This is a genomic window from Methanosarcina barkeri str. Wiesmoor, assembly GCF_000969985.1.
GTDB lineage: Archaea > Halobacteriota > Methanosarcinia > Methanosarcinales > Methanosarcinaceae > Methanosarcina > Methanosarcina barkeri_B.
On record NZ_CP009526.1, the window covers coordinates 4,808,866 to 4,827,773 of the forward strand.

At 39.5% G+C, this 18,908-nt stretch carries 18 protein-coding genes, 1 tRNA gene and 1 pseudogene; 9 read left to right on the top strand and 11 right to left on the bottom strand.

Going from position 1 to position 18,908, the window contains the following annotated elements; genetic code table 11:
• Positions 1-460: 460 nt before the first annotated feature.
• The 3 genes from MSBRW_RS19735 to MSBRW_RS19745 all read left to right on the top strand — a co-directional run bounded on the left by MSBRW_RS19735 (position 461) and on the right by MSBRW_RS19745 (position 3,137).
• The gene (locus MSBRW_RS19735; protein ID WP_011306048.1) at positions 461-1,444 is read left to right on the top strand and encodes an ABC transporter substrate-binding protein; all 984 of its coding nucleotides are present in this window, start codon (positions 461-463) and stop codon (positions 1,442-1,444) included.
• Between the two features lie 141 nt (positions 1,445-1,585).
• Entirely contained in the window at positions 1,586-2,371 is a 786-nt protein-coding gene (locus tag MSBRW_RS19740) for an ABC transporter permease (RefSeq protein ID WP_011306047.1), read from the top strand.
• Position 2,372: 1 nt separating this feature from the next.
• Positions 2,373-3,137, top strand: a complete 765-nt coding sequence (locus tag MSBRW_RS19745; protein WP_011306046.1) for an ABC transporter ATP-binding protein — start codon at positions 2,373-2,375, stop codon at positions 3,135-3,137.
• A gap of 115 nt (positions 3,138-3,252) precedes the next feature.
• Here MSBRW_RS19745 and MSBRW_RS19750 read toward each other — a convergent pair whose 3' ends face one another.
• The 5 genes from MSBRW_RS19750 to MSBRW_RS19770 form a co-directional block, all read right to left on the bottom strand.
• A complete protein-coding gene (locus tag MSBRW_RS19750) occupies positions 3,253-3,705 on the bottom strand; it encodes a bactofilin family protein (RefSeq protein WP_011306045.1) in 453 nt (150 codons plus the stop codon).
• 456 nt (positions 3,706-4,161) lie between these two features.
• Positions 4,162-4,368, bottom strand: coding sequence for a TRAM domain-containing protein (locus tag MSBRW_RS19755; RefSeq protein ID WP_011306044.1), 207 nt, complete (start codon positions 4,366-4,368; stop codon positions 4,162-4,164).
• Between the two features lie 52 nt (positions 4,369-4,420).
• Positions 4,421-4,627, bottom strand: a complete 207-nt coding sequence (locus MSBRW_RS19760) for a TRAM domain-containing protein (protein WP_011033303.1) — start codon at positions 4,625-4,627, stop codon at positions 4,421-4,423.
• Positions 4,628-4,713: 86 nt separating this feature from the next.
• On the bottom strand, positions 4,714-4,920 hold the full coding sequence (locus MSBRW_RS19765) for a TRAM domain-containing protein (protein ID WP_011306043.1): 207 nt from the start codon (positions 4,918-4,920) through the stop codon (positions 4,714-4,716).
• Between the two features lie 56 nt (positions 4,921-4,976).
• Entirely contained in the window at positions 4,977-5,183 is a 207-nt protein-coding gene (locus MSBRW_RS19770) for a TRAM domain-containing protein (RefSeq protein ID WP_011306042.1), read from the bottom strand.
• A gap of 546 nt (positions 5,184-5,729) precedes the next feature.
• Here MSBRW_RS19770 and MSBRW_RS19775 point away from each other — a divergent pair.
• Together MSBRW_RS19775 and MSBRW_RS19780 are read left to right on the top strand one after the other, a co-directional pair.
• Positions 5,730-5,803, top strand: a tRNA-Lys gene (locus MSBRW_RS19775).
• 423 nt (positions 5,804-6,226) lie between these two features.
• Positions 6,227-6,397, top strand: coding sequence for a ribbon-helix-helix domain-containing protein (locus MSBRW_RS19780; protein ID WP_011306041.1), 171 nt, complete (start codon positions 6,227-6,229; stop codon positions 6,395-6,397).
• A gap of 265 nt (positions 6,398-6,662) precedes the next feature.
• Here the strand turns inward: MSBRW_RS19780 and MSBRW_RS19785 are convergent, their stop codons facing one another.
• From MSBRW_RS19785 to tnpB, 6 genes are all read right to left on the bottom strand, one after another.
• Positions 6,663-7,697, bottom strand: coding sequence for a methionine synthase (locus MSBRW_RS19785; RefSeq protein ID WP_011306040.1), 1,035 nt, complete (start codon positions 7,695-7,697; stop codon positions 6,663-6,665).
• A gap of 126 nt (positions 7,698-7,823) precedes the next feature.
• On the bottom strand, positions 7,824-8,870 hold the full coding sequence (locus tag MSBRW_RS19790) for a methionine synthase (protein ID WP_011306039.1): 1,047 nt from the start codon (positions 8,868-8,870) through the stop codon (positions 7,824-7,826).
• Positions 8,871-9,095: 225 nt separating this feature from the next.
• Positions 9,096-9,347, bottom strand: coding sequence for a type II toxin-antitoxin system RelE family toxin (locus MSBRW_RS19795; protein WP_011306038.1), 252 nt, complete (start codon positions 9,345-9,347; stop codon positions 9,096-9,098).
• A 27-nt stretch (positions 9,348-9,374) separates the two neighbouring features.
• Entirely contained in the window at positions 9,375-9,599 is a 225-nt protein-coding gene (locus MSBRW_RS19800) for a DUF7557 family protein (protein WP_011306037.1), read from the bottom strand.
• A 188-nt stretch (positions 9,600-9,787) separates the two neighbouring features.
• Complete coding sequence (locus MSBRW_RS19805; protein ID WP_011306036.1) at positions 9,788-10,300, bottom strand: DUF6398 domain-containing protein; 513 nt, start codon at positions 10,298-10,300, stop codon at positions 9,788-9,790.
• A gap of 124 nt (positions 10,301-10,424) precedes the next feature.
• Complete coding sequence (gene tnpB / locus MSBRW_RS19810) at positions 10,425-11,537, bottom strand: IS200/IS605 family element RNA-guided endonuclease TnpB (RefSeq protein WP_011306035.1); 1,113 nt, start codon at positions 11,535-11,537, stop codon at positions 10,425-10,427.
• Between the two features lie 45 nt (positions 11,538-11,582).
• Here tnpB and tnpA point away from each other — a divergent pair.
• From tnpA to MSBRW_RS19830, 4 genes and pseudogenes are all read left to right on the top strand, one after another.
• Positions 11,583-11,930, top strand: a pseudogene (gene tnpA, locus MSBRW_RS19815) (IS200/IS605 family transposase).
• Between the two features lie 446 nt (positions 11,931-12,376).
• Positions 12,377-14,419 carry a type I restriction-modification system subunit M gene (locus MSBRW_RS19820; protein ID WP_011306033.1) on the top strand — a complete coding sequence of 681 codons (2,043 nt, stop codon included), beginning with the start codon at positions 12,377-12,379 and terminating at the stop codon, positions 14,417-14,419.
• Positions 14,416-15,849 carry a restriction endonuclease subunit S gene (locus MSBRW_RS19825; protein ID WP_011306032.1) on the top strand — a complete coding sequence of 478 codons (1,434 nt, stop codon included), beginning with the start codon at positions 14,416-14,418 and terminating at the stop codon, positions 15,847-15,849. Before MSBRW_RS19820 ends, MSBRW_RS19825 begins: the two co-directional genes overlap by 4 nt.
• A 113-nt stretch (positions 15,850-15,962) precedes the next feature.
• On the top strand, positions 15,963-18,860 hold the full coding sequence (locus MSBRW_RS19830; RefSeq protein ID WP_011306031.1) for a type I restriction endonuclease subunit R: 2,898 nt from the start codon (positions 15,963-15,965) through the stop codon (positions 18,858-18,860).
• The last annotated feature ends 48 nt before the right edge of the window (positions 18,861-18,908 follow it).

An 18,908-nucleotide genomic window follows, 5' to 3' on the forward strand; every position in this document is an offset into this window, starting at 1 on the left:
GGCTACTTTGAGAAGATATATATAGGGAGTGTAAAAATATTAATATACCGTTAGATATTTACTTTTAATTTTTACCGGGATTTTGATCTGGAGAAATATAAACTTTCTTGCAAAAGAGTTTATGGAAAGCTGACAAAAAGGATAGAAGTCTGTTGATTTTTCAATAGAAAGGCTTGATTTCAAAAAACAGTATTTAGTAATGAAAGTTATCATTTTATATGGTTCATATCAGTATATGGACTATTATCAGTACATGAATAATTATCAGTAACATGCTTAATTACCCGTACATGAATAATTATCAGTAACATGCTTAATTACCCGTACATGAATAATTATCAGTAACATGCTTAATTACCCGTACATGAATAATTATCAGTAACATGCTTAATTACCCGTACATGAATAATTATCAGTAACATGCTTAATTACCAGTTGCAATGATTATCGAGGTGACGCTTTGAAAAAACTAGGCATACTTATACTTACTTTATTGTTGGTCGCATCTATCTTCGTATCTGGCTGTGCATCCAATGATCTTACTGAATTGAACATCGGCTATCAGCCAAGTACCCATCAGATCGCATATATGACTGCGGCTGAAAAAGGATGGTGGGAAGCAGACCTTGCACCATATGGGATTACGAAAATTAATGAATATCAGTTTCCGACAGGAGCCCCTGAAATGCAGGCAATGCTGTCTGGAGACCTGGATGTTGCCTATGTAGGGGCAGCCCCCGTAATTACAGCTCTCAGCCAGGGCCTTGACGCAAAGATTGTTGCGCCTGTCCAGATAAACGGTTCAAGTCTTGTTCTTCGTAACGAGTACAAATACGAAAGCCCTCAAGACTTAAAAGGTCTTAAAATCGCTACTTACCCCCCAGGAACTATTCAGGATACCCTGATAAGAAATTGGCTCCAGAATAATGGGCTTGACCCAGAAAAAGATGTGAAAATCCTTGGAATGACTCCAGGAGATGCTATCACCGCTATTTCAGCTAAACAGGTTGATGCTGTCTTCCTGCCTCACCCCTCCCCAACAGTTATAGAAAAGGAAGGTAATGGGCGTATCATAGTGCAATCTGGAGAGATGGAAGCAAACCACTCCTGCTGTGTGCTTGTCGTAAGTGGAAAACTTATCAGGGAGCACCCGGAGATTGTGGAACAGATTGTAAAGACCCATATTAAGGCAACTGAGTATAGCCAGGCACATATGGACGAATCCGCTCAGATTTTTGCAAATAAGACTACAGAGGATCTTGACACTGTAAAAGACTCGCTTAAGGAATGGGATGGAAAATGGATTACAGATCCAGCCTTGATTGAAGACTCAGCTGTCAATTACTCAAAGGTTCAGTACGAACTTGGGTATATTCCGAAATCCCTGACCAAGGAAGAAATCTTTGATACGAGTTTCTATGAGAAAGCCACAGGTGAGAAATAAAAATAGAGGTAACTGAAGAAAAATAGAAGTCTAAATAAAGGGTTCAACTACTTCGGCTTTCTAGGGCAATTGAACCCTTATTTTTTCTGAAAAATGAGATCTGCCGGAAAGATAAAAAGGTAAGAATTCTTTTAATTAGACATGAACGTTAACTTCATAAAAACAATTAAAGAAAAAGGCGTTGAAGCATTATCTCTCATAGTTGCAATTGCAATATGGCAGCTCGCAGCAGACGTGATTGTACAGAACAAATTTAAGCTGCCTAGTTTTTATGATGTGATAATCTCTTTTTCTGCAATTGTAAAGAGCGGGCTAATTTTTACAGATACATTAACAAGCCTGATTAACTTTTCAATTGGTATTGCTGGCGCTTTTGTAATTGGAATTCCCCTTGGAATAGCCATGGGATGGTTTAAGGAAATAAACAGAGCAATCGACCCTATAATAGAGATACTGCGTCCTATCCCCCCCATCGCCTGGATTCCCTTTGCTATCATATGGTTTGGGCTTACCCACCAGGCCGCAGGTTTTGTTGTATTTGCAGGAATGGTTTTTCCAATTATCATCAATACATATACTGGCTTTAAGAACGTACCGAAAGTTTATGTTGAAGCCGCAAGAGTTCTTGGTTGTACCCGAAACCTGGACCTTATACGTTATATTGCAATTCCCTCAGCTATGCCTTCAATTGTTGCAGGAATCAGGATTGCTATGGGTGTAGGCTGGATGTGCCTTGTAGCTGCAGAAATGTTTGGGAGCGACAGCGGACTCGGATATGAGATATGGCACAATTACTACATGCACAGGATGGATTTCGTACTTGTTTATATGTTGCTGCTCGGATTTGTTGGCCTTTTAATTGACCGTTTCTTCAGGCGTTATGTAGACGCAAAATTACTGAGATGGACATCAGGAACTGTGGTATAAGATGGGCAGAGTAAGTGTAAAAAATGTTTCACGTATCTTTACTAAAAAAGAAGATAATGTAGGTACAGAGGCTTTGCACGATGTGAGCTTTGATGTTGAAGATGGAGAGTTTATCTGCCTTCTGGGACCGTCCGGCTGTGGGAAGACCACTCTGCTACGTATCACTGCTGGACTCGAAACTCAGACTTCAGGAGAAATTACACTGAATAGTGTACCTATAACTGGCCCAGACCCCAAAAGGGGTATGGTTTTTCAGCAATATTCTCTATTTCCTTGGAGAACAGTTATCGATAACATTACTTTTGGACTTGAAATGCAGGGAATTAGTAAGGCTGAAGCCAGAAAGCAGGTGGAGAAGTATATAGACCTTGTGGGCCTGGGACAGTTCAAAAATAGCTATCCATATGAACTCTCAGGCGGCATGCAGCAGCGTGCAGCCATTGCACGAGCCCTTGCCAATGAGCCCGAAGTCCTTCTTATGGATGAGCCCTTTGGGGCCCTGGATGCCCAGACTAGAAATATCCTTCAGGACGAACTCCTGAAGATATGGGAACAAAAACATGTGACCTTCCTTTTCGTAACTCATAGTGTGGATGAGGCGGTTGTTCTCTCGGACAGGATATTGGTCATGACCGCAAGACCGGGAAGAATAAAAGAGATCGTAAAAGTGGACCTGCCCCGCCCGCGTTCCAGAACAAGTCAAGAGGTTAACCGTTTAAGAGACCGCATCCTGAGACTTCTTGAAGAAGAAAGATTCCACAGGTAAGGTACTATGGTTTTGATAAAACAGAGATAAAGCCACAGTGCGAAGGGAAAAAGAATAAAAAAGGGAAAGAAGAAGTGAAAAAAGAATAAAAAAGGGAAAGAAAAGAAAGAAAAAGTTAAATGTTCATTGGAAACTCCCGATTATCTTCAGCCCGGATAATCACTTTCGTTAACGGCTCTACTTTCCTAACAAGAACTTTTCCGATAAGTTCAAGTGTACCGTCTGCTTTTACGGAGTCGATGGTGCACCCAGGCCTGACACGGATATCTCCCTGGCAGACTGCAGCATTTATTTTAGCTTTATCGAGAAGGACAAGCTCAGAAACCGTTTCTATATTGCCTAGAATTTTTGCCTCTGAACAGACAAGCGCACTTCTGGCTTTTACATTGCCTCTAACAACCGAACCTTTTCCTAGTTCAAGCATGCCAGTTACTGTGAGGTTCTTCCAGAACTTCACTTCCTGCCCAACAATTACATTGCCATCCAGAGTAAGATCTTCATCAAGAAAAGCTCGTTTTTCAATGACGTAAGTATTGGACCTGGGGTGGTACTTGATAAAACGAATCATTAGAAATCACTCCGGGCTACTTTCCCCGGTTATAGATATAAAGCAAATACTTATTCTGTAAGGCATTTACAAAAATTTTGTCAATTGATTTTCCAAAATATGATTGAATATCTATTATTTAACAGCATCGAATGTTCATTATCAGACGCCATGAACAAACGATTAAAGCATAAACGACATGCTGAAAAATAAGCGAAAAATAGAACCCTATCAAAGTAAGCTGAAAAATAGGATTGATAAAAACAGCGAAAAACGTAGTCTGCTCAAAGAAACTGAAAAGGAAATTACCGATAAAAGTAAAGTCTAGCTTAAAGAAAAATCTAGCTTAAAGAAAAATAATTCCGGTAATAAAGTATCCGGAGATTAATTAATGTCTGTGAATGGAAAAGAGACTGAATAATTAGATATAGATATCATTTTTCAGTCTCGGTTTTTTCTCGTTTGAAATAATCCTGCTTATTCAACGAGGCTGGCGAAACCGTATTTGGGAAGAACCCTTTCGATTTTAATCCGGACATTATCGCCAACTTTGGTGCCTGGGACAAAGACAACAAAACCTTCAATACGTGCAATGCCGTCTCCCTGGCGAGCGATATCCTGGATAGTTACATCGTAAACTTCGCCTTCTTCAACAGGAACAGAGCTACTCTCATCTCTGAACATGAAAACCATTCCTAATGACGTAATTAAAGTTGATATGATTTATTTCTCGCATTTACTCGACAACGCTTGCAAATGCAAATTTGGGAAGAACCCTTTCGACTTTAATCCGGACTTCATCTCCAACTTTGGTGCCCGGGACAAAGATAACAAAACCTTCAATACGTGCGATGCCGTCTCCCTGACGAGCAATGTCCTGAATTGTTACATCGTAAACTTCGCCCTCTTCGACAGGGACTGAGCGACTTTCTTCTCTGAACATAAAAAATCATTCCTTTAATATAACTTTAATATATTTAATATAACTTTAATATATTTAATATAACGTGGTTGTTTTATTTCCCACATTTACTCGACAACGCTTGCAAATGCAAATTTGGGAAGTACTCTTTCGACTTTAATCCGAACCTCGTCACCAACTTTGGTGCCCGGGACAAAGACTACAAAACCCTCAATGCGAGCGATGCCGTCTCCCTGACGAGCAATGTCCTGAATTGTTACATCGTAAACTTCGCCCTCTTCGACAGGGACTGAGCGACTTTCTTCTCTGAACATAAAAATATCATTCCTTTAATTTACTGAATTTAACGTGGCTATTTTATTTCCCACATTTACTCGACAATGCTTGCAAATGCAAATTTGGGAAGTACTCTTTCGATCTTAATCTGGACTTCATCGCCAACACTCGTATTCGGGACAAAAACTACAAAACCTTCGATACGGGCAATGCCGTCTCCCTGGCGAGCAATATCCTGAATAGTTACATCGTAGGTTTCGCCCTCTTCAATGGGCACAGGAGCACGTTCATCTCTAAACATTACATTCATTCCTTTAACTTCTATTAATCAGCTTAAGAAAGCTCTATCGACAGAAAAGAGTAAAAGCAGCACTTGACAAACCAAACTTGATAACCCAAATTCAGGAAGTACACATTCTACTTAATCTATTTTCTACTTAATCTATTTGATTAATTGATCCCCAACAGAGCTTCGGATAAGTCAATTAATTGGTCATACTCATATTCGCTTGTATATAACGTTTTGCTTTATTATCTATGAAAAAAGGAAAATAATGAAGTTTGGAAAACGTTCAATCCCTAATTGTCAGACTTCTGATTTCTAATTTCAAAGATACATAAATAAGGACAATTCATCAAAAAAATAAAATCATTCAGAATAATAAGATATTTTTCTATTAAATTTAAAGATTTCTGAGGAAGAGTTTTCCTGAAAAAGCCTGAATAAACTCGATAAAATTAAGATTTAATCTCAAAAAGATTAGAAGGATAAGGGATTGTTCCGAAATCTATAAATAATTAAAGCTCCATTGTGAGAATCGCTCATTCAATGATAATAACAACGCGTGGGCCCGTAGCTTAGTCAGGCAGAGCGATGGACTCTTAATCCATAGGCCGGGGGTTCAAATCCCTTCGGGCCCGCTATCGTTATCTATTTCTGAGATTTTTTTACTGATTTTGAGTATTATTTCACTTATCTTAGATATTATTGCACTTATTTTGTGTATCGTTTTACTAATTTTAGGCATCTCTCAATAATTTGATTATAAGCTGACCCTAAAACTTAAAATTGTTTCTCTGAATCCCAGATACACAATAATAAGTAAATTTTCTAATCACAAAAATAATTTTGAAATTTTACTAATTTGAAGGCAAAATTAGTTTTGGAATAGGCTCCTTATTAAAATATCAGTTGCATGTTTGGAAACGATTAATTGCTAAAAATCGCATAGAATAATTGCTAAAAATCAGTTGCTAAAAATCAGTTGCTAAAAATCAGTTGCTAAAAATCAGTTGCTAAATAAAACCTCAAACATATAAAATATCTCAATAGGTGCAGCTCTAATGCCAAAAGTAAGTGTTGAAATTCCTCAAGAACTTCTGGATGACCTTAACAGGCATGTGGGAGATAACAAAAAATTTGTCAGTCAATCTGATGCTATCCGAACCGCTATTCGAAAAATGCTGGACATGATGGATGAGATCGATAGAAGGCATGGGAGACTCGAGAAGTGATTAAAAATCCTGAAAATTGAAGTAAAACAGTTGAAGGTTTAATGCTATTTATTTCTCAGTTCAACAATGTAAATCTTAAACATTATAAAAATACCCCATTAATTCCACTGTATTTTGAGATCTGTCGGCTAATTTTAAGAATTTTGGACTTATAGCAGAGTTTCCACTGGAATAAGAAACATAACCTGATTTCTCAGGTTATAGACTTTTCAGGCATGGATTTTCGGGATAAACTTAATAAAAAAGTTAATTAAAAATTAAGGGATTAGAGAGATTCCCTGAAATCCCTTATACCCTGAGCTATATTGGAAAGCAATATAAATGCTATTTTCTGGTTAGGCCAAGAGCCCAACCCGCAGTCAGGACCCACATACTTTATCAGGTTGCCAAAACGCCTGTAATAAACCTTCAGCCTTTTAGTTATCGTAGCCGGGGTCTCAAGTCCGCTAACAATTTCTGGAAGGTATTGCTGCTCTTTCCAGACGTTAGTACAGTACTTTTCACTAATGATTCCTGCCAGTGTATAGACATCAGTTCTTGCAATCCCAAGCCTCAGGAAGCAATCTGTGTCCTCCAGAATTTTCTTGTCTATCAACTCCAGGTAAGAGGGTGTGCCTGCGGACTCCACTCCTATGACGTTTATTGTGGGGACCTGACAGGCAATATTATAGTAGAGAGGAGAATGAAGGTGAATCTGTACGTCAGCTCCCCACTTACTGGCCGCTTTTGAGGCGCTGGTAAGGGCAGAAATAATATCGTTCTCATCAAAAGCAAGCTCAGGGTTCAGCCCTATACTTGGTTCATCAATAGAAACCGTTGCAATCTTGAAATTTTTTGCAGATCTCATGGAATTTCTTACAAAATTATTCACGCTTTTTGCAAAAATAGAATAGATATCCGTATACCGTGTACCTCCAAACTCCTTCAGATAAAGTTCAGTTGGACCAGTTACACAGATCCGAACCTTGAGTGTCTCTCCGAATTGTTCCTTATAGGCTTTTGCAACCTTCTCTATAGCCTCAAGTTCCTCAATCCTGGCACACTCAAGTTTTACTTCAAAGGGACTGTCACAGCAATTAGAGTCCCGAATAACCTTCAGGAACTGTTCATTCATATCCTGATACTGAGGATAGGTAGGAACATTAACACCTGCATCTACTTTTTGCTGAAAGGCATCATTGATTACCGTAAAGAGTTTCTCATCTTCAGTTCTCGTTTTAAAGGCATTTTGGACCCATTCCTTACTGACTCCGTCAGGAAGGGGATAACTCCCAATATCGTCAAAGATGATTTCTTCCATATTCTCTTAGTAGACCTGTAAGGATTTAGTGTTATTGGAAAGACAGAAAAAATATAAAAAAATAGAAAAATTTGAGGAAACGTAAAATATTATTCTTTTATTCGATTGTTCGAATATTTGAAAGATTTACTCTTCCTGTTTTTTCTTCTCTTCATTAAATTCGTTAATGCCTTTTGCGGTATTCTCAAGAAGTTTGAAGGCAAGCTCCTGATCCGGCCAGAAAGCCAGCCCGCAATCCGGACTTGCATATTTTATCCGGTCTCCAAGGGCAGAATAAGCCGTTTCAAGCCTCTTTTTTACGACTGCCGGAGTTTCCAGATCAGTAACGATTTTTTGCATATACTCCTTTTCCTTCCAGACATTAACCCCATACGTTTCATTGACAATGCCTATAAGACTGGAAATATCGGTTCTTGAGACTCCGAGCCGGATATAGGTGTCTGAATCCTCAAGCACTTTTTTATCCAGGAGGTTCAGATAAGAAGGAGTTGCCGCATATTCAAAACCGATAACATTAATAGGGGTCTCGCAGATAAGTTTGTACTTTAACGGGGAATGAAGGTGAATTCCCATATCAACTCCCTGTTTCCGGGCGTAAGTGGAAGCGACGGTGAGAGCAGAGACGATGTCGGCGTCAGAAAACTTGATTCTGTCATTTATCCCAAGGCTTGGCTCATCCAGAGCTATAATCTTTATTTTGAAATTTTTCGCAGCTACAAATGCCTGTTTTATGAAATCTTCAATGTCCAGTGCTAGGATATGATAAGCGTCCGCATAACCCGTTGCCCCAAAGGCCTGGAGGTAGAGGTCTGTTGGGCCTGAAATACAAACCCTGACTTCAAGCGTTTCTCCTGTTTCTTCCCTGTAATGTTTTGCAACCTCGTCAATTATCTCCAGCTCGAGGATTTTTGCATTTTCCTCTTTCAGTACATAAGGTTCATAACAGTTTTTTTCGTCTTTGATAATGTCCAGAAACTGTCCTATCATGTCCCTGAACTGAGGATAAGTGGGGACATTCAGTCCCACATCGATTTTCCTCTGGAAAGCCTCCCTTACAATGGAAAAAAGTTTATCATCTTCGTCCCGGTTTTCAGCCGCATTCTCTATCCATTCCCTCGTAATACCCTCAGGCGTGGGAAGGCTGCCTCCATCAGTAAAAATAATGTCCTGCATACCTGTTATGTAAGAAAGTATCAAGTATTATAAGTATTGGAATTGATTTGAGCTAAAAATTCAAAGTGAAGAAGTAAAAGTAGAGAAGTAAAAGTAGAGAAGTAAAAGTAGAGAAGTAAAAGTAGAGAAGTAAAAGTAGAGAAGTAAAAGTAGAGAAGTAAAAGTAAAGAAGTAAAAGTAAAGAAGTAAAAGTAAAGAAGTAAAAGTAAAGGAGAAAAACAGATTTTATTTGTAGATATCCCGTCGGTGCCCAATTTTAAGCACGAGTATTTTCAAGCAACTGCCCTGAATCTCCAAGATCACTCTATAGTCACCGACCCTCAACCGGTAATTTGGAGACCCGACCAGTTTTGTTACATAGCGAAATGGATCCTCCTTCAGCTCAGAGACCTTACGAAAAATACGCTTTGCCAGCTGCCGATCGAGCTTTCTGAGCTGATTGACCGCAGGTTCAGACCAGATGATTTGGTAATGCATCAAAATCTCGCTCTCAGTATCAGTTTCTTAGAAACCCAGCTCTTTTTTTAAATCTTCATGTGTTATGTACCTGCCTTCCTCAACAGCTTTTCGAGCAAGTTCGATTTCTTTTTTTGTTTCCTCATTTAGTTCCTGGACTTCTTCCAGTAACCGCTCAAGTACCTCGTTGTAAGTTTCCCGCTTATAGATCTTCATTTTTTCAAGAGCTTCTTTAGTGCTCTGTTTCACTTGAATGGTTGTTGTCTCAGCCATGTTTTACTTTATACAGAGAGATTTACTTATAGTTTATTATAACAGATTATAACAAACTATAGCGAGAAGAAGGTTAGTTGAAGTTTATTTGATAATTAATCCAGAGTGCAAAACTGATACCTTAAAGAATAGACAAAAAAAATGAAGATTCTCAGTATAGTTGACGAAATTGGAAATGGGATCTGAGCTCATTTTTCTTCAGTTTCAAGATCTTCGTCTTCCAGTTCAAGTTCTTTCCGCAACTTTACCTCTCTGTTCTCCAACATTTTCATAAAAGTAGAAACAGGGACAATGAGTCCATTGACCATTACGAAGTCATTAAAAGGATTCTCATTTTGCACCCTTTCTGTGGAGAACTCATCATTAAAATGTCTTATTTTGAACATATCGCGGATTTTCTTTGCTTTCTGAGAAGTTGTGCTCTGGCTTGTCCCAAAATAATCACAGAGATCAGTAGCACTTACATAGGGCTCAGAACTTCTGTCAAAAAGAAAATTGATCTGCCCAAGCGCATAAACCACCGCAGCAGCCCAAATATCCAGCCTTCCGGAAAGAAAAGGTACCTGCCTTTTCCGACTCATTTTATTGATTAATTTTCGACACAGCATTTTATAGTCTTCGTCAAGGTAGCTGTCTGCAAATCCATCTGTCATCTGGATAAGAGTGTCTTTCTTTTGTTGCACAAGTTCGCGGTTGGTCATAATTTATCCTCTGAATCTCAAATAATGAGAACTACCACTCATCTAAAGACTTAGTGGCTTCCTGGTTCATTCCTCCCTCCATTGAGGGCAAGTTCCCCAGGCTCTTCCCCACGTTCCGTAGGTGTTACAACCCAATTAGATTTTGATCTATGAGAGCGAATTTCTTGATATTGATAGCGGCATTTATGTCTCTATCATGTTTTGTTTTACAGTCTGGACAAGTCCATTCTCTATCTTTTAATGTCAAATCTGAATTATTATATCCGCAGACATTACAAAGCTTAGAAGATGGCTCAAACTGTCCAATTCTCAGGATGGTTTTTCCGAACAATGCCGCTTTGTATTCTAATTTTGTAACAAAGATACTCCATGCAGAATCACTTATAGCCTGTGATAAGTGGTGATTCTTAACCATTCCTTTAACGTTCAGAGTTTCCAGAACTATAGCTTGGTTTTCGCTTATAAGTTTAAAAGAGAGTTTGTTCTGGAAATCATGTCTCTGATTGCTTATTTTCTCATGGAGTACAGCAAACCTCTTTTTGGCTTTTGCTCTGTTCTTTGAACCTTTCTGTTTCCTTGATACTTTTTTTTGAAGAACCTTTAACCTTTTCAAAGAGTTTTTCAGGTAGTTAGGATTCTCAATCTTTTCTCCTGTGGAAAGTATAGCAAAATCCTTAATCCCGACATCTATACCCACTGTAGTAGATTCTGAATACTTCTGTTTTGTAGGAAGTTCTTTTCCGTCTTCAACAAGGACACTAATGTAGTAATTCCCTTTACAAGACCTTGATACTGTAGCTGTTTTAAGATCTCCATCAAACTTTCGGTGAAGAACTGCTTTAATCGGTTCGATTTTTGGAAGCTTAACTGTGTTGTTTTCAAAATTCACAGAATAGTGTTGGGGTATAGGAAATGATTGAATTGGATTTTTCTTTGATTTAAACTTAGGAAATCCATTCTTTTCTCTGAAAAATCTGGTGAAAGCAGATTCTACCTGCTTAGTCATTCCTTGTAATGACTGTGAGTTTACTTTTCCTAACCATTCATTAGAAGATTTCAAGACAGAAATCTTTTTGTTTAAGTCAAATCTGGAAATAGATTTTCCTGTTTGTTCGTAAGTTTTAATTTTTTGATCCAACGCCCAATTGTAGACAAATCTACAGCTACCTATATGCTGATTCAATTGAACAGCCTGCGTAGCTGTAGGATAGAGTCTAAATTTGAACGCTTTCATCATACAGAGTAGTATACGCTTTAACAATATATAGATTTTTTAGTAAATATGAAATGCGAGACAAGGAATCATAGCAAGTTTTTGTTAATGTGTCATATTATCTTTGTTTGCAAATACCGAAAAGTAGCACTTGAACCGATTTTTGAAATTCTTGAAATGGAAACAGACAAAGACCATATACATTTCCTGATTAAGAGCGAGCCTAAAGTCAGTGTTTTGTCAATTGTCAGAAAATTGAAACAAGAATCTGCGAACAGAATATGGAAAACACAAAAAGAGTAGCTGGAAAAGTATTATTGGAGTAAAAATACGTTATGGAGTGATGGTTATTTTGCATCTACAATCGGAAATGTTAGTAAAGAGGCGGCAGAATATTATATACGAAATCAGGGGTGAAGTTGACGCTTATATCCCACGAAGCTAAAGACTTAGGGGTTTTACGCTTCTACCTATAAATTATACTTTATAGCTTGTGACTATTCAGTTTACAAATAATCAGCCGCTTGATACCAATAGTAAAAAGAATATTATGCAACATGATGAAATCTTTTAAAAAAGAGATTTTTCAAGTTATGTGCGGTCTCAATGACATTTTAAGAAGTTGACTAAATTGTAGGAAGTTTAAAATGAAAGTAAAGTTAGACCACTAATTGATAGCAGTTAAAGTATCCCGAATATAGTATTTAATCGTTTTTCGCCTTACATTTATTCCTCTTTCTTGCAAGCGGCATTTTCCTTATAAAGACAAAACGAAATATAAAAGAAAGTGTTACCACCAGAAACCAGACCAAATGAAAAAGCAGTTTATAGATAAAGAAAAATAATAAAAAAGGTGATCCAGTTTGAATAATTTTCAGGAAAAAACGAGTTTTATCTGGTCAGTTGCAGATGAAGTCTTAAGGGACGACTTCAAGAGAGGAGAATACCCTGATGTGATCCTTCCATTCACGGTATTGAGGCGGCTTGACTGCGTACTTGCGCCTACAAAAGATAAAGTCCTTGAGTATGACAAAAAACTGGAAGGAAAAATTGAGAACAAAAATGGTGCACTACGTCATGCTTCAGGTTACAGTTTTTACAATACATCACCTTATGATTTTGAAAAACTTCTTGCAGCCCCAACCAGCATTGGCCAGAACCTCCGCGCCTATATAAATGGTTTTTCGGAAAACATGCGAGAGGTTATAGACAAGTTCAAACTCTGGGGAACCATCGACACGCTGGAAGAAAAAGGCCTGCTCTTCCTTTTGATCCAGAAGTTTGCAAACGTTGACCTGCATCCCGACGCTGTCAGCAACCATGAAATGGGCTACATATTTGAAGAACTGATCCGCAAGTTCAATGAGCAGACGAATGAAAACCCAGGCGAACACTTTACTCCGAGAGAGGTAATTCGGCTGATGGTGAACTTACTGTTAAGCCAGGACCAGGAAAAGCTTGCTCAGAACCACATTGTTAGAACGGTTTACGATCCTGCCTGCGGTACAGGCGGAATGCTGACAATTGCAAAAGAGCATATCCTTGACCACATTAACCCCAATGCAAATATCAAACTCTTTGGCCAGGAAGTAAACGACAAAACCTTTGCAATCTCCAAATCAGATATGCTGATTAAAGGCGACGACAAAGATGCCGACAACATCAAGCCTGACTCTTCCTTTTCAAAAGACGGCCATGCAGGAGAAACCTTTGATTATATCCTCTCAAATCCCCCCTACGGCAAAGACTGGAAAAAAGAGGAGGATTTCATTGAAAAAGAGGCAAAGAAAGGCTATGAAGGCCGTTTCGGAGCCGGACTTCCAAGAAAAAGCGACGGCCAGCTTATTTTTGTCCAGCACATGATCTCCAAGATGAAGCCCACGGAAGAAGGCGGCTCAAGAATCGCCATCGTCATGAACGGATCACCCCTCTTTACAGGCGATGCAGGCTCAGGAGAAAGTGAGATCCGCCGCTGGATTATTGAAAACGACTGGCTCGAAGCGATTGTGGCCCTTCCAAATCAACTTTTCTACAACACAGGCATTAACACCTATATCTGGATTATCACAAACCGCAAGGATGAACAGCGCAGAGGAAAAGTTCAGCTTATAAACGCTGCCGATTTCTACGTAAAAATGCGAAAGAGCCTCGGCGACAAGCGCAATGAGATCTCCCCTTCCCAGATCGAAGAGATCACAAAGCTTCATACCGATTTCAAAGAGAACGAGTTTGTGAAGATTTTCGATGACGAAGCCTTCGGCTACAGGAAAATTACAGTTGAACGCCCCTTGCGCCTGAATTTCCAGGCCTCTCCGGAACGGATAACACGCCTGAAAGAGCAGTCAGCTTTCCAGAAACTTGCTGTCAGCAAAAAGAAAAAAGACCTCCAGGAAAAAGCCAGGGAGGAAGCTGAAGGCCGAAAAGTCCGGGAGGAGATCATAAATGCCCTTTCCGGCATGGATGCAAATGTTTTCTACACAGACCGGGAACAGTTTGAAAAAGACCTGAACGCAGCCCTGAAAAAAGCAGACCTGAAACCTGCCACAGCAGTAAAAAAATCTATCTTTGAAGCCCTTTCCGAAAGCGACGAAAACGCCGAGACCTGTAAAGATAAAAAAGGTAATAACGAAGCCGATTCCCAGCTTAAGGACACTGAAAATGTTCCCCTGAAAGAGGATATTTACACTTACTTTGAAAGAGAAGTCAAGCCTCATGTTCCGGATGCCTGGATTGATGAAACAACCCGCGACCCAAAAGACGGAAAGGTCGGAAAAGTCGGGTACGAGATTAACTTCAACCGCTATTTCTACAAATACGAGCCTCCGAGAGCACTTGAAGATATCGAGGCTGATATCAATAAACTGGAGAATGAAATTCTGGAATTGTTGAGGGAGATGGCTGAATGAGTGGGCTTGTGGGTGAGGTTAACGAGAATATTCAGGTAAAAAACAGCCAGGAAAAATATGATGTAAATCTGGGTATTCGTGAGTGGAAACGCTATCCAGAGTATAAGGATTCAGGGGTGGAATGGATTGGGGAAATTCCGAAAGAGTGGGAAGTAAAAAAAATAAAGCATACAACCTATGTGAAAGGGAGAATTGGCTGGCAAGGCTTAAAATCTGATGAATTCATAGATGAAGGACCTTTTTTAGTTACTGGAACTGATTTTATTAATGGATCTGTTAATTGGGGATCTTGTTATCACGTAAACGAAGAAAGATATAATGAAGATCCTTATATACAGTTAAAAGAAAAAGATCTATTAATTACAAAAGATGGAACTATAGGAAAGGTAGCTCTAGTAACAAGATTAAAAACAAAAGCTACTTTGAACAGCGGTATATTTTTAACAAGACCTCTTACCGGAGAGTATTATACCAATTTCATGTACTGGCTACTGAATTCGGAAGTTTTTGAAACTTTTTTTAATTACATTTCAAATGGATCTACAATTCAACATCTTTACCAAAACGTATTTGTTATCTTTTCATTCCCACTACCCTCACTTTCAGAACAACAATCTATTGTGAGCTTTCTAGACCGCGAAACCTCCAAAATCGAGACCTTGATCGAAAAAAAGCAACGCTTAATTGAACTTTTAGAAGAAAAGCGCTCTGCCCTGATAAGCCATGCAGTAACAAAAGGGCTTGATCCTTATGCGAAAAAGAAGAATTCTGGTGTGGAATGGGTTGGGGAAATTCCTGAAGGTTGGTTTTTAAGTAAATTAAAATATCTCACATCAAAAATTGGAAGCGGAAAAACTCCTCGGGGCGGTTCCGAAATTTACTGTGACTCAGGAATTCTTTTTTTGAGAAGCCAGAACGTACATTTTGATGGTTTAAGATTGGATGATGTTGTCTATATTGATGAAAGTATAGATTCGGAAATGTCTTCTACACGTGTATTACCTGATGATGTTCTTTTAAACATAACTGGGGCCTCAATTGGAAGATCGAGCATTGTTCCAAAAGATTTTCCTCAAGCAAATGTCAATCAACACGTGTGTATTATTCGTCCCTTGAAAAAGAAAATTGATTCACGATTATTACACTACGAACTTAGCTCAAACGGGGTACAAGCCCTGATTTTTTCAAATGAAAATGGAACATCTAGGGAAGGATTAACATTTTCACAGATATCTAATTTTGTTATAGCAATTCCAAATAATCTGGATGAACAAAGACACATTGCCAATTTCCTCGACCACAAAACTGAAAAAATTGATACATTTATAAATAAGATAAGCGCGCAGATAGAAAAACTGAAAGAGTACCGCACTGCTCTGATCTCTGCGGCTGTCACTGGAAAAATTGATGTGCGGGAGGAAGTTGCATAATCGATACGTCTGAAAAGGATTTTGAAGAGAGCATTGAGAAGAGCCTGCTTGAGGACGGATATCTGAAGAGGAAATCTGAGAATTATGATAGAGAACTCTGCCTGGATACGGAAATGCTCTTTGACTTTTTGAGGACTACACAACCTGAGACATGGGATGAATTTAAAAAACGCAGGGGACCGAGGCATAGGGAACTTTTTCTGGAAAGACTTCAGAAACAGATTGATAGACGCGGAGTGCTTGACCTTCTGCGGAAAGGGATTAAGGACAGTGGGTGCCATTTCAAGCTCGCTTATTTCAAGCCGGAAAGTGATCTTAATGAAGAACACAGACGGCTTTACAATGGGAATATCTTTTCTGTAGTGCGGCAGCTTCATTACAGTAAAAAGGAACCTTTGCTTTCCCTTGATCTTGCGCTTTTTTTGAATGGGTTTCCGGTAGTTACAGCAGAACTTAAAAATCCTCTGAAGGATCAGAACGTTCAGGATGCCGTAAAACAGTACAGGGATACCAGAAACCAGAACGAGCCTCTTTTTAAGCTGGGACGTTGTTTTGCTCATTTTGCGGTTGATCCTGACCTTGTATTCATGACTACGGAACTGAAAGGGAGTTACACGGATTTTCTGCCATTTAACAGGGGAAGAAACGGAGGAGCTGGGAATCCTGACAACCCGAATGGGTACAGGACTTTTTACCTCTGGAAGCGGGTCTGGCAGAAAGACCAGATGCTTGAGATTATCCAGAATTTCCTGCAGTTCGTAAAGGAAGAAAAGGAAGGAAGAACCGGAAAGAATAAAAAAGATGGAAAAGATGGAAAAGAAAAGAAAATTGTCCGGAAATTCATTTTCCCGCGCTATCACCAGCTCTATTCTGTAAAAAATCTTGTTACACATGCCAAATATCACGGTACAGGTTATAATTACCTTATCCAGCACAGCGCAGGAAGTGGGAAAAGCAACACCATAGCCTGGCTCTGTCTGCAACTTTGCGGGCTGCATGATACCGAAAACAAGCGGGTTTTTGACTCAATTATTGTTGTTACGGACCGAAGAGTGCTTGACAGGCAGCTCCAGGAAACCATCACACAGTTCGAACATGTCAAGGGCACAGTTGCAACCATCAAAAAAGACAAAGCAAAAAGCCTGACAGCCGCACTTCAGGAAGGAAAGGATATCATCATCTGTACACTTCAGACTTTTCCCTTTGCCGTAAACGCGATCAGTGAGATGTCGGGAAAGCACTTTGCCGTAGTCGTCGATGAAGCCCATTCTTCCCAGAGTGGGGAAGGGGCAGACAGCGTAAAAAAGATCCTTGGATCTGCGGATCTCGAAAGTGATGAGCAGGAAGAAGAGCCTGAAGATGATGAAGACCTCGTAAACCAGAGAGTAGAGGCAGAACTGAAGCACAAAGGCAGGCTTCCCAATGTCAGTTTCTTTGCCTTTACCGCAACCCCGAAAACCAAAACCCTTGAACTCTTCGGTACCCAGCAGCCTGACGGGAGCTATGAGCCTTTTAGCCTCTATACAATGAAGCAGGCAATTGAGGAAAAATTCATCCTGGATGTGCTTGAAAATTACACTACCTTCAAAGTTTATTTCAACCTGCTCAAAACAATAGAAGACGACCCCAGATACAGCAAAAAGAAAGGCATGCATCTCCTCAAAGCTTATGTGGACAACCATGACCACTCCATAAGGACAAAAACGGTCATCATTGTCGAGAACTTCCGTGAACAGGTCATGCATAGAATTGACGGGCAGGCAAAGGCAATGCTTGTCACAAAATCCAGGGCAAGCGCAGTTAAATATAAACTGGCTTTTGACAGGTACATAAAGACCCATGAATATCCTTTCAAAGCCCTTGTAGCCTTTTCAGGTACGGTTCAGGATGGGGAAACCGGCAGAGAATTTACAGAAGCAATCATGAACGGTTTTTCGGAAAGCCAGACTGCAGAAGTTTTCAAGCGGGAAGAATACCGCATCCTGATAGTGGCCAATAAATTCCAGACCGGCTTTGACCAGCCTTTATTGTACGCAATGTATGTGGATAAAAGGCTCGGGGGCGTAAATGCTGTCCAGACTTTAAGCCGCTTGAACCGTAAATATCCAGATAAAGAAGATACGATGGTCCTGGACTTTGAAAACGAAGCAGACCTTATTCAGCGGAGTTTTCAGCCCTACTACGAAAAAACCCTGCTCACTGAAGCAACTGACCCCAATAAGCTCTACGATTTTGAGTATGAGCTTAAAGAATACCATATTTTTGAAGAAGAAGATGTAGAAACCTTTGCCAGGGAATATTTCTCACCAAAAGGCAAACAAGAAAAGCTTCATTCCATACTTTCCCCGGTTGTTGACCGCTACCTCGCAAAACCAAAAGAGAAACAGCATGATTTCAGAACGCTGGCTAAAAGATATGTAAGGCTCTATTCCTACCTTTCTCATGTAATTCCCTTCAAAGACGTTGATCTGGAAAAACTTTACCAGTTTTTGCGGCACCTGCACAGGAAACTTCCAGTTTCAAGAGACCGCCTTCCTGTGGAAATTACTGAAAACATAAACATGGATTCTTACCGTATTCAGCAGACCAGCAACGGAAAGATAGCTCTTGCGGACGAGGAAGGAAAGCTTGGCCCTAGCCGGGAACCCGAAAACTTCAGTGAACCTGAAGAAGAACTCACACCCCTCTCCATAATTATTCAGGAAATAAATGAAAGATTTGGAGATATTGATTTTACAGACGCAGATAGACTAAGATACTTTTCAGAAGATATGGAGCGCCGTCTTGTAGAAAACGAAAACCTTGCACGGGCTGCAAATCCGGAAATAAACACAAAGGACAACTTCAAACTTATCTATAACGACTACTTTGACGATATCCTGAACGATATGATAGATTCAAACTTTGATCTCTACACCAAAATCAATGATGACAGAGATTTCGGAAATATATTCAGAAAAGCTCTCTTTGAAAGTGTTTACAGGCATTTGACTAAAGGAAAGAAAAAATAAGAATGAAAAAAGGCAAAATTGGCACAAAGAACTCATATTGGATCTTTA

Bases quoted from the DNA above. Each gene is read 5' to 3' on its own strand.
- MSBRW_RS19740 (WP_011306047.1), top strand. From the start codon at position 1,586: ATGAACGTTAACTTCATAAAAACAATTAAAGAAAAAGGCGTTGAAGCA.
- MSBRW_RS19745 (WP_011306046.1), top strand. From the start codon at position 2,373: ATGGGCAGAGTAAGTGTAAAAAATGTTTCACGTATCTTTACTAAAAAA.
- MSBRW_RS19750 (WP_011306045.1), bottom strand. From the start codon at position 3,705: ATGATTCGTTTTATCAAGTACCACCCCAGGTCCAATACTTACGTCATT.
- MSBRW_RS19755 (WP_011306044.1), bottom strand. From the start codon at position 4,368: ATGTTCAGAGATGAGAGTAGCTCTGTTCCTGTTGAAGAAGGCGAAGTT.
- MSBRW_RS19760 (WP_011033303.1), bottom strand. From the start codon at position 4,627: ATGTTCAGAGAAGAAAGTCGCTCAGTCCCTGTCGAAGAGGGCGAAGTT.
- MSBRW_RS19765 (WP_011306043.1), bottom strand. From the start codon at position 4,920: ATGTTCAGAGAAGAAAGTCGCTCAGTCCCTGTCGAAGAGGGCGAAGTT.
- MSBRW_RS19770 (WP_011306042.1), bottom strand. From the start codon at position 5,183: ATGTTTAGAGATGAACGTGCTCCTGTGCCCATTGAAGAGGGCGAAACC.
- MSBRW_RS19780 (WP_011306041.1), top strand. From the start codon at position 6,227: ATGCCAAAAGTAAGTGTTGAAATTCCTCAAGAACTTCTGGATGACCTT.
- MSBRW_RS19785 (WP_011306040.1), bottom strand. From the start codon at position 7,697: ATGGAAGAAATCATCTTTGACGATATTGGGAGTTATCCCCTTCCTGAC.
- MSBRW_RS19790 (WP_011306039.1), bottom strand. From the start codon at position 8,870: ATGCAGGACATTATTTTTACTGATGGAGGCAGCCTTCCCACGCCTGAG.
- MSBRW_RS19795 (WP_011306038.1), bottom strand. From the start codon at position 9,347: ATGCATTACCAAATCATCTGGTCTGAACCTGCGGTCAATCAGCTCAGA.
- MSBRW_RS19800 (WP_011306037.1), bottom strand. From the start codon at position 9,599: ATGGCTGAGACAACAACCATTCAAGTGAAACAGAGCACTAAAGAAGCT.
- MSBRW_RS19805 (WP_011306036.1), bottom strand. From the start codon at position 10,300: ATGACCAACCGCGAACTTGTGCAACAAAAGAAAGACACTCTTATCCAG.
- tnpB (WP_011306035.1), bottom strand. From the start codon at position 11,537: ATGATGAAAGCGTTCAAATTTAGACTCTATCCTACAGCTACGCAGGCT.
- MSBRW_RS19825 (WP_011306032.1), top strand. From the start codon at position 14,416: ATGAGTGGGCTTGTGGGTGAGGTTAACGAGAATATTCAGGTAAAAAAC.
- MSBRW_RS19830 (WP_011306031.1), top strand. From the start codon at position 15,963: ATGCTCTTTGACTTTTTGAGGACTACACAACCTGAGACATGGGATGAA.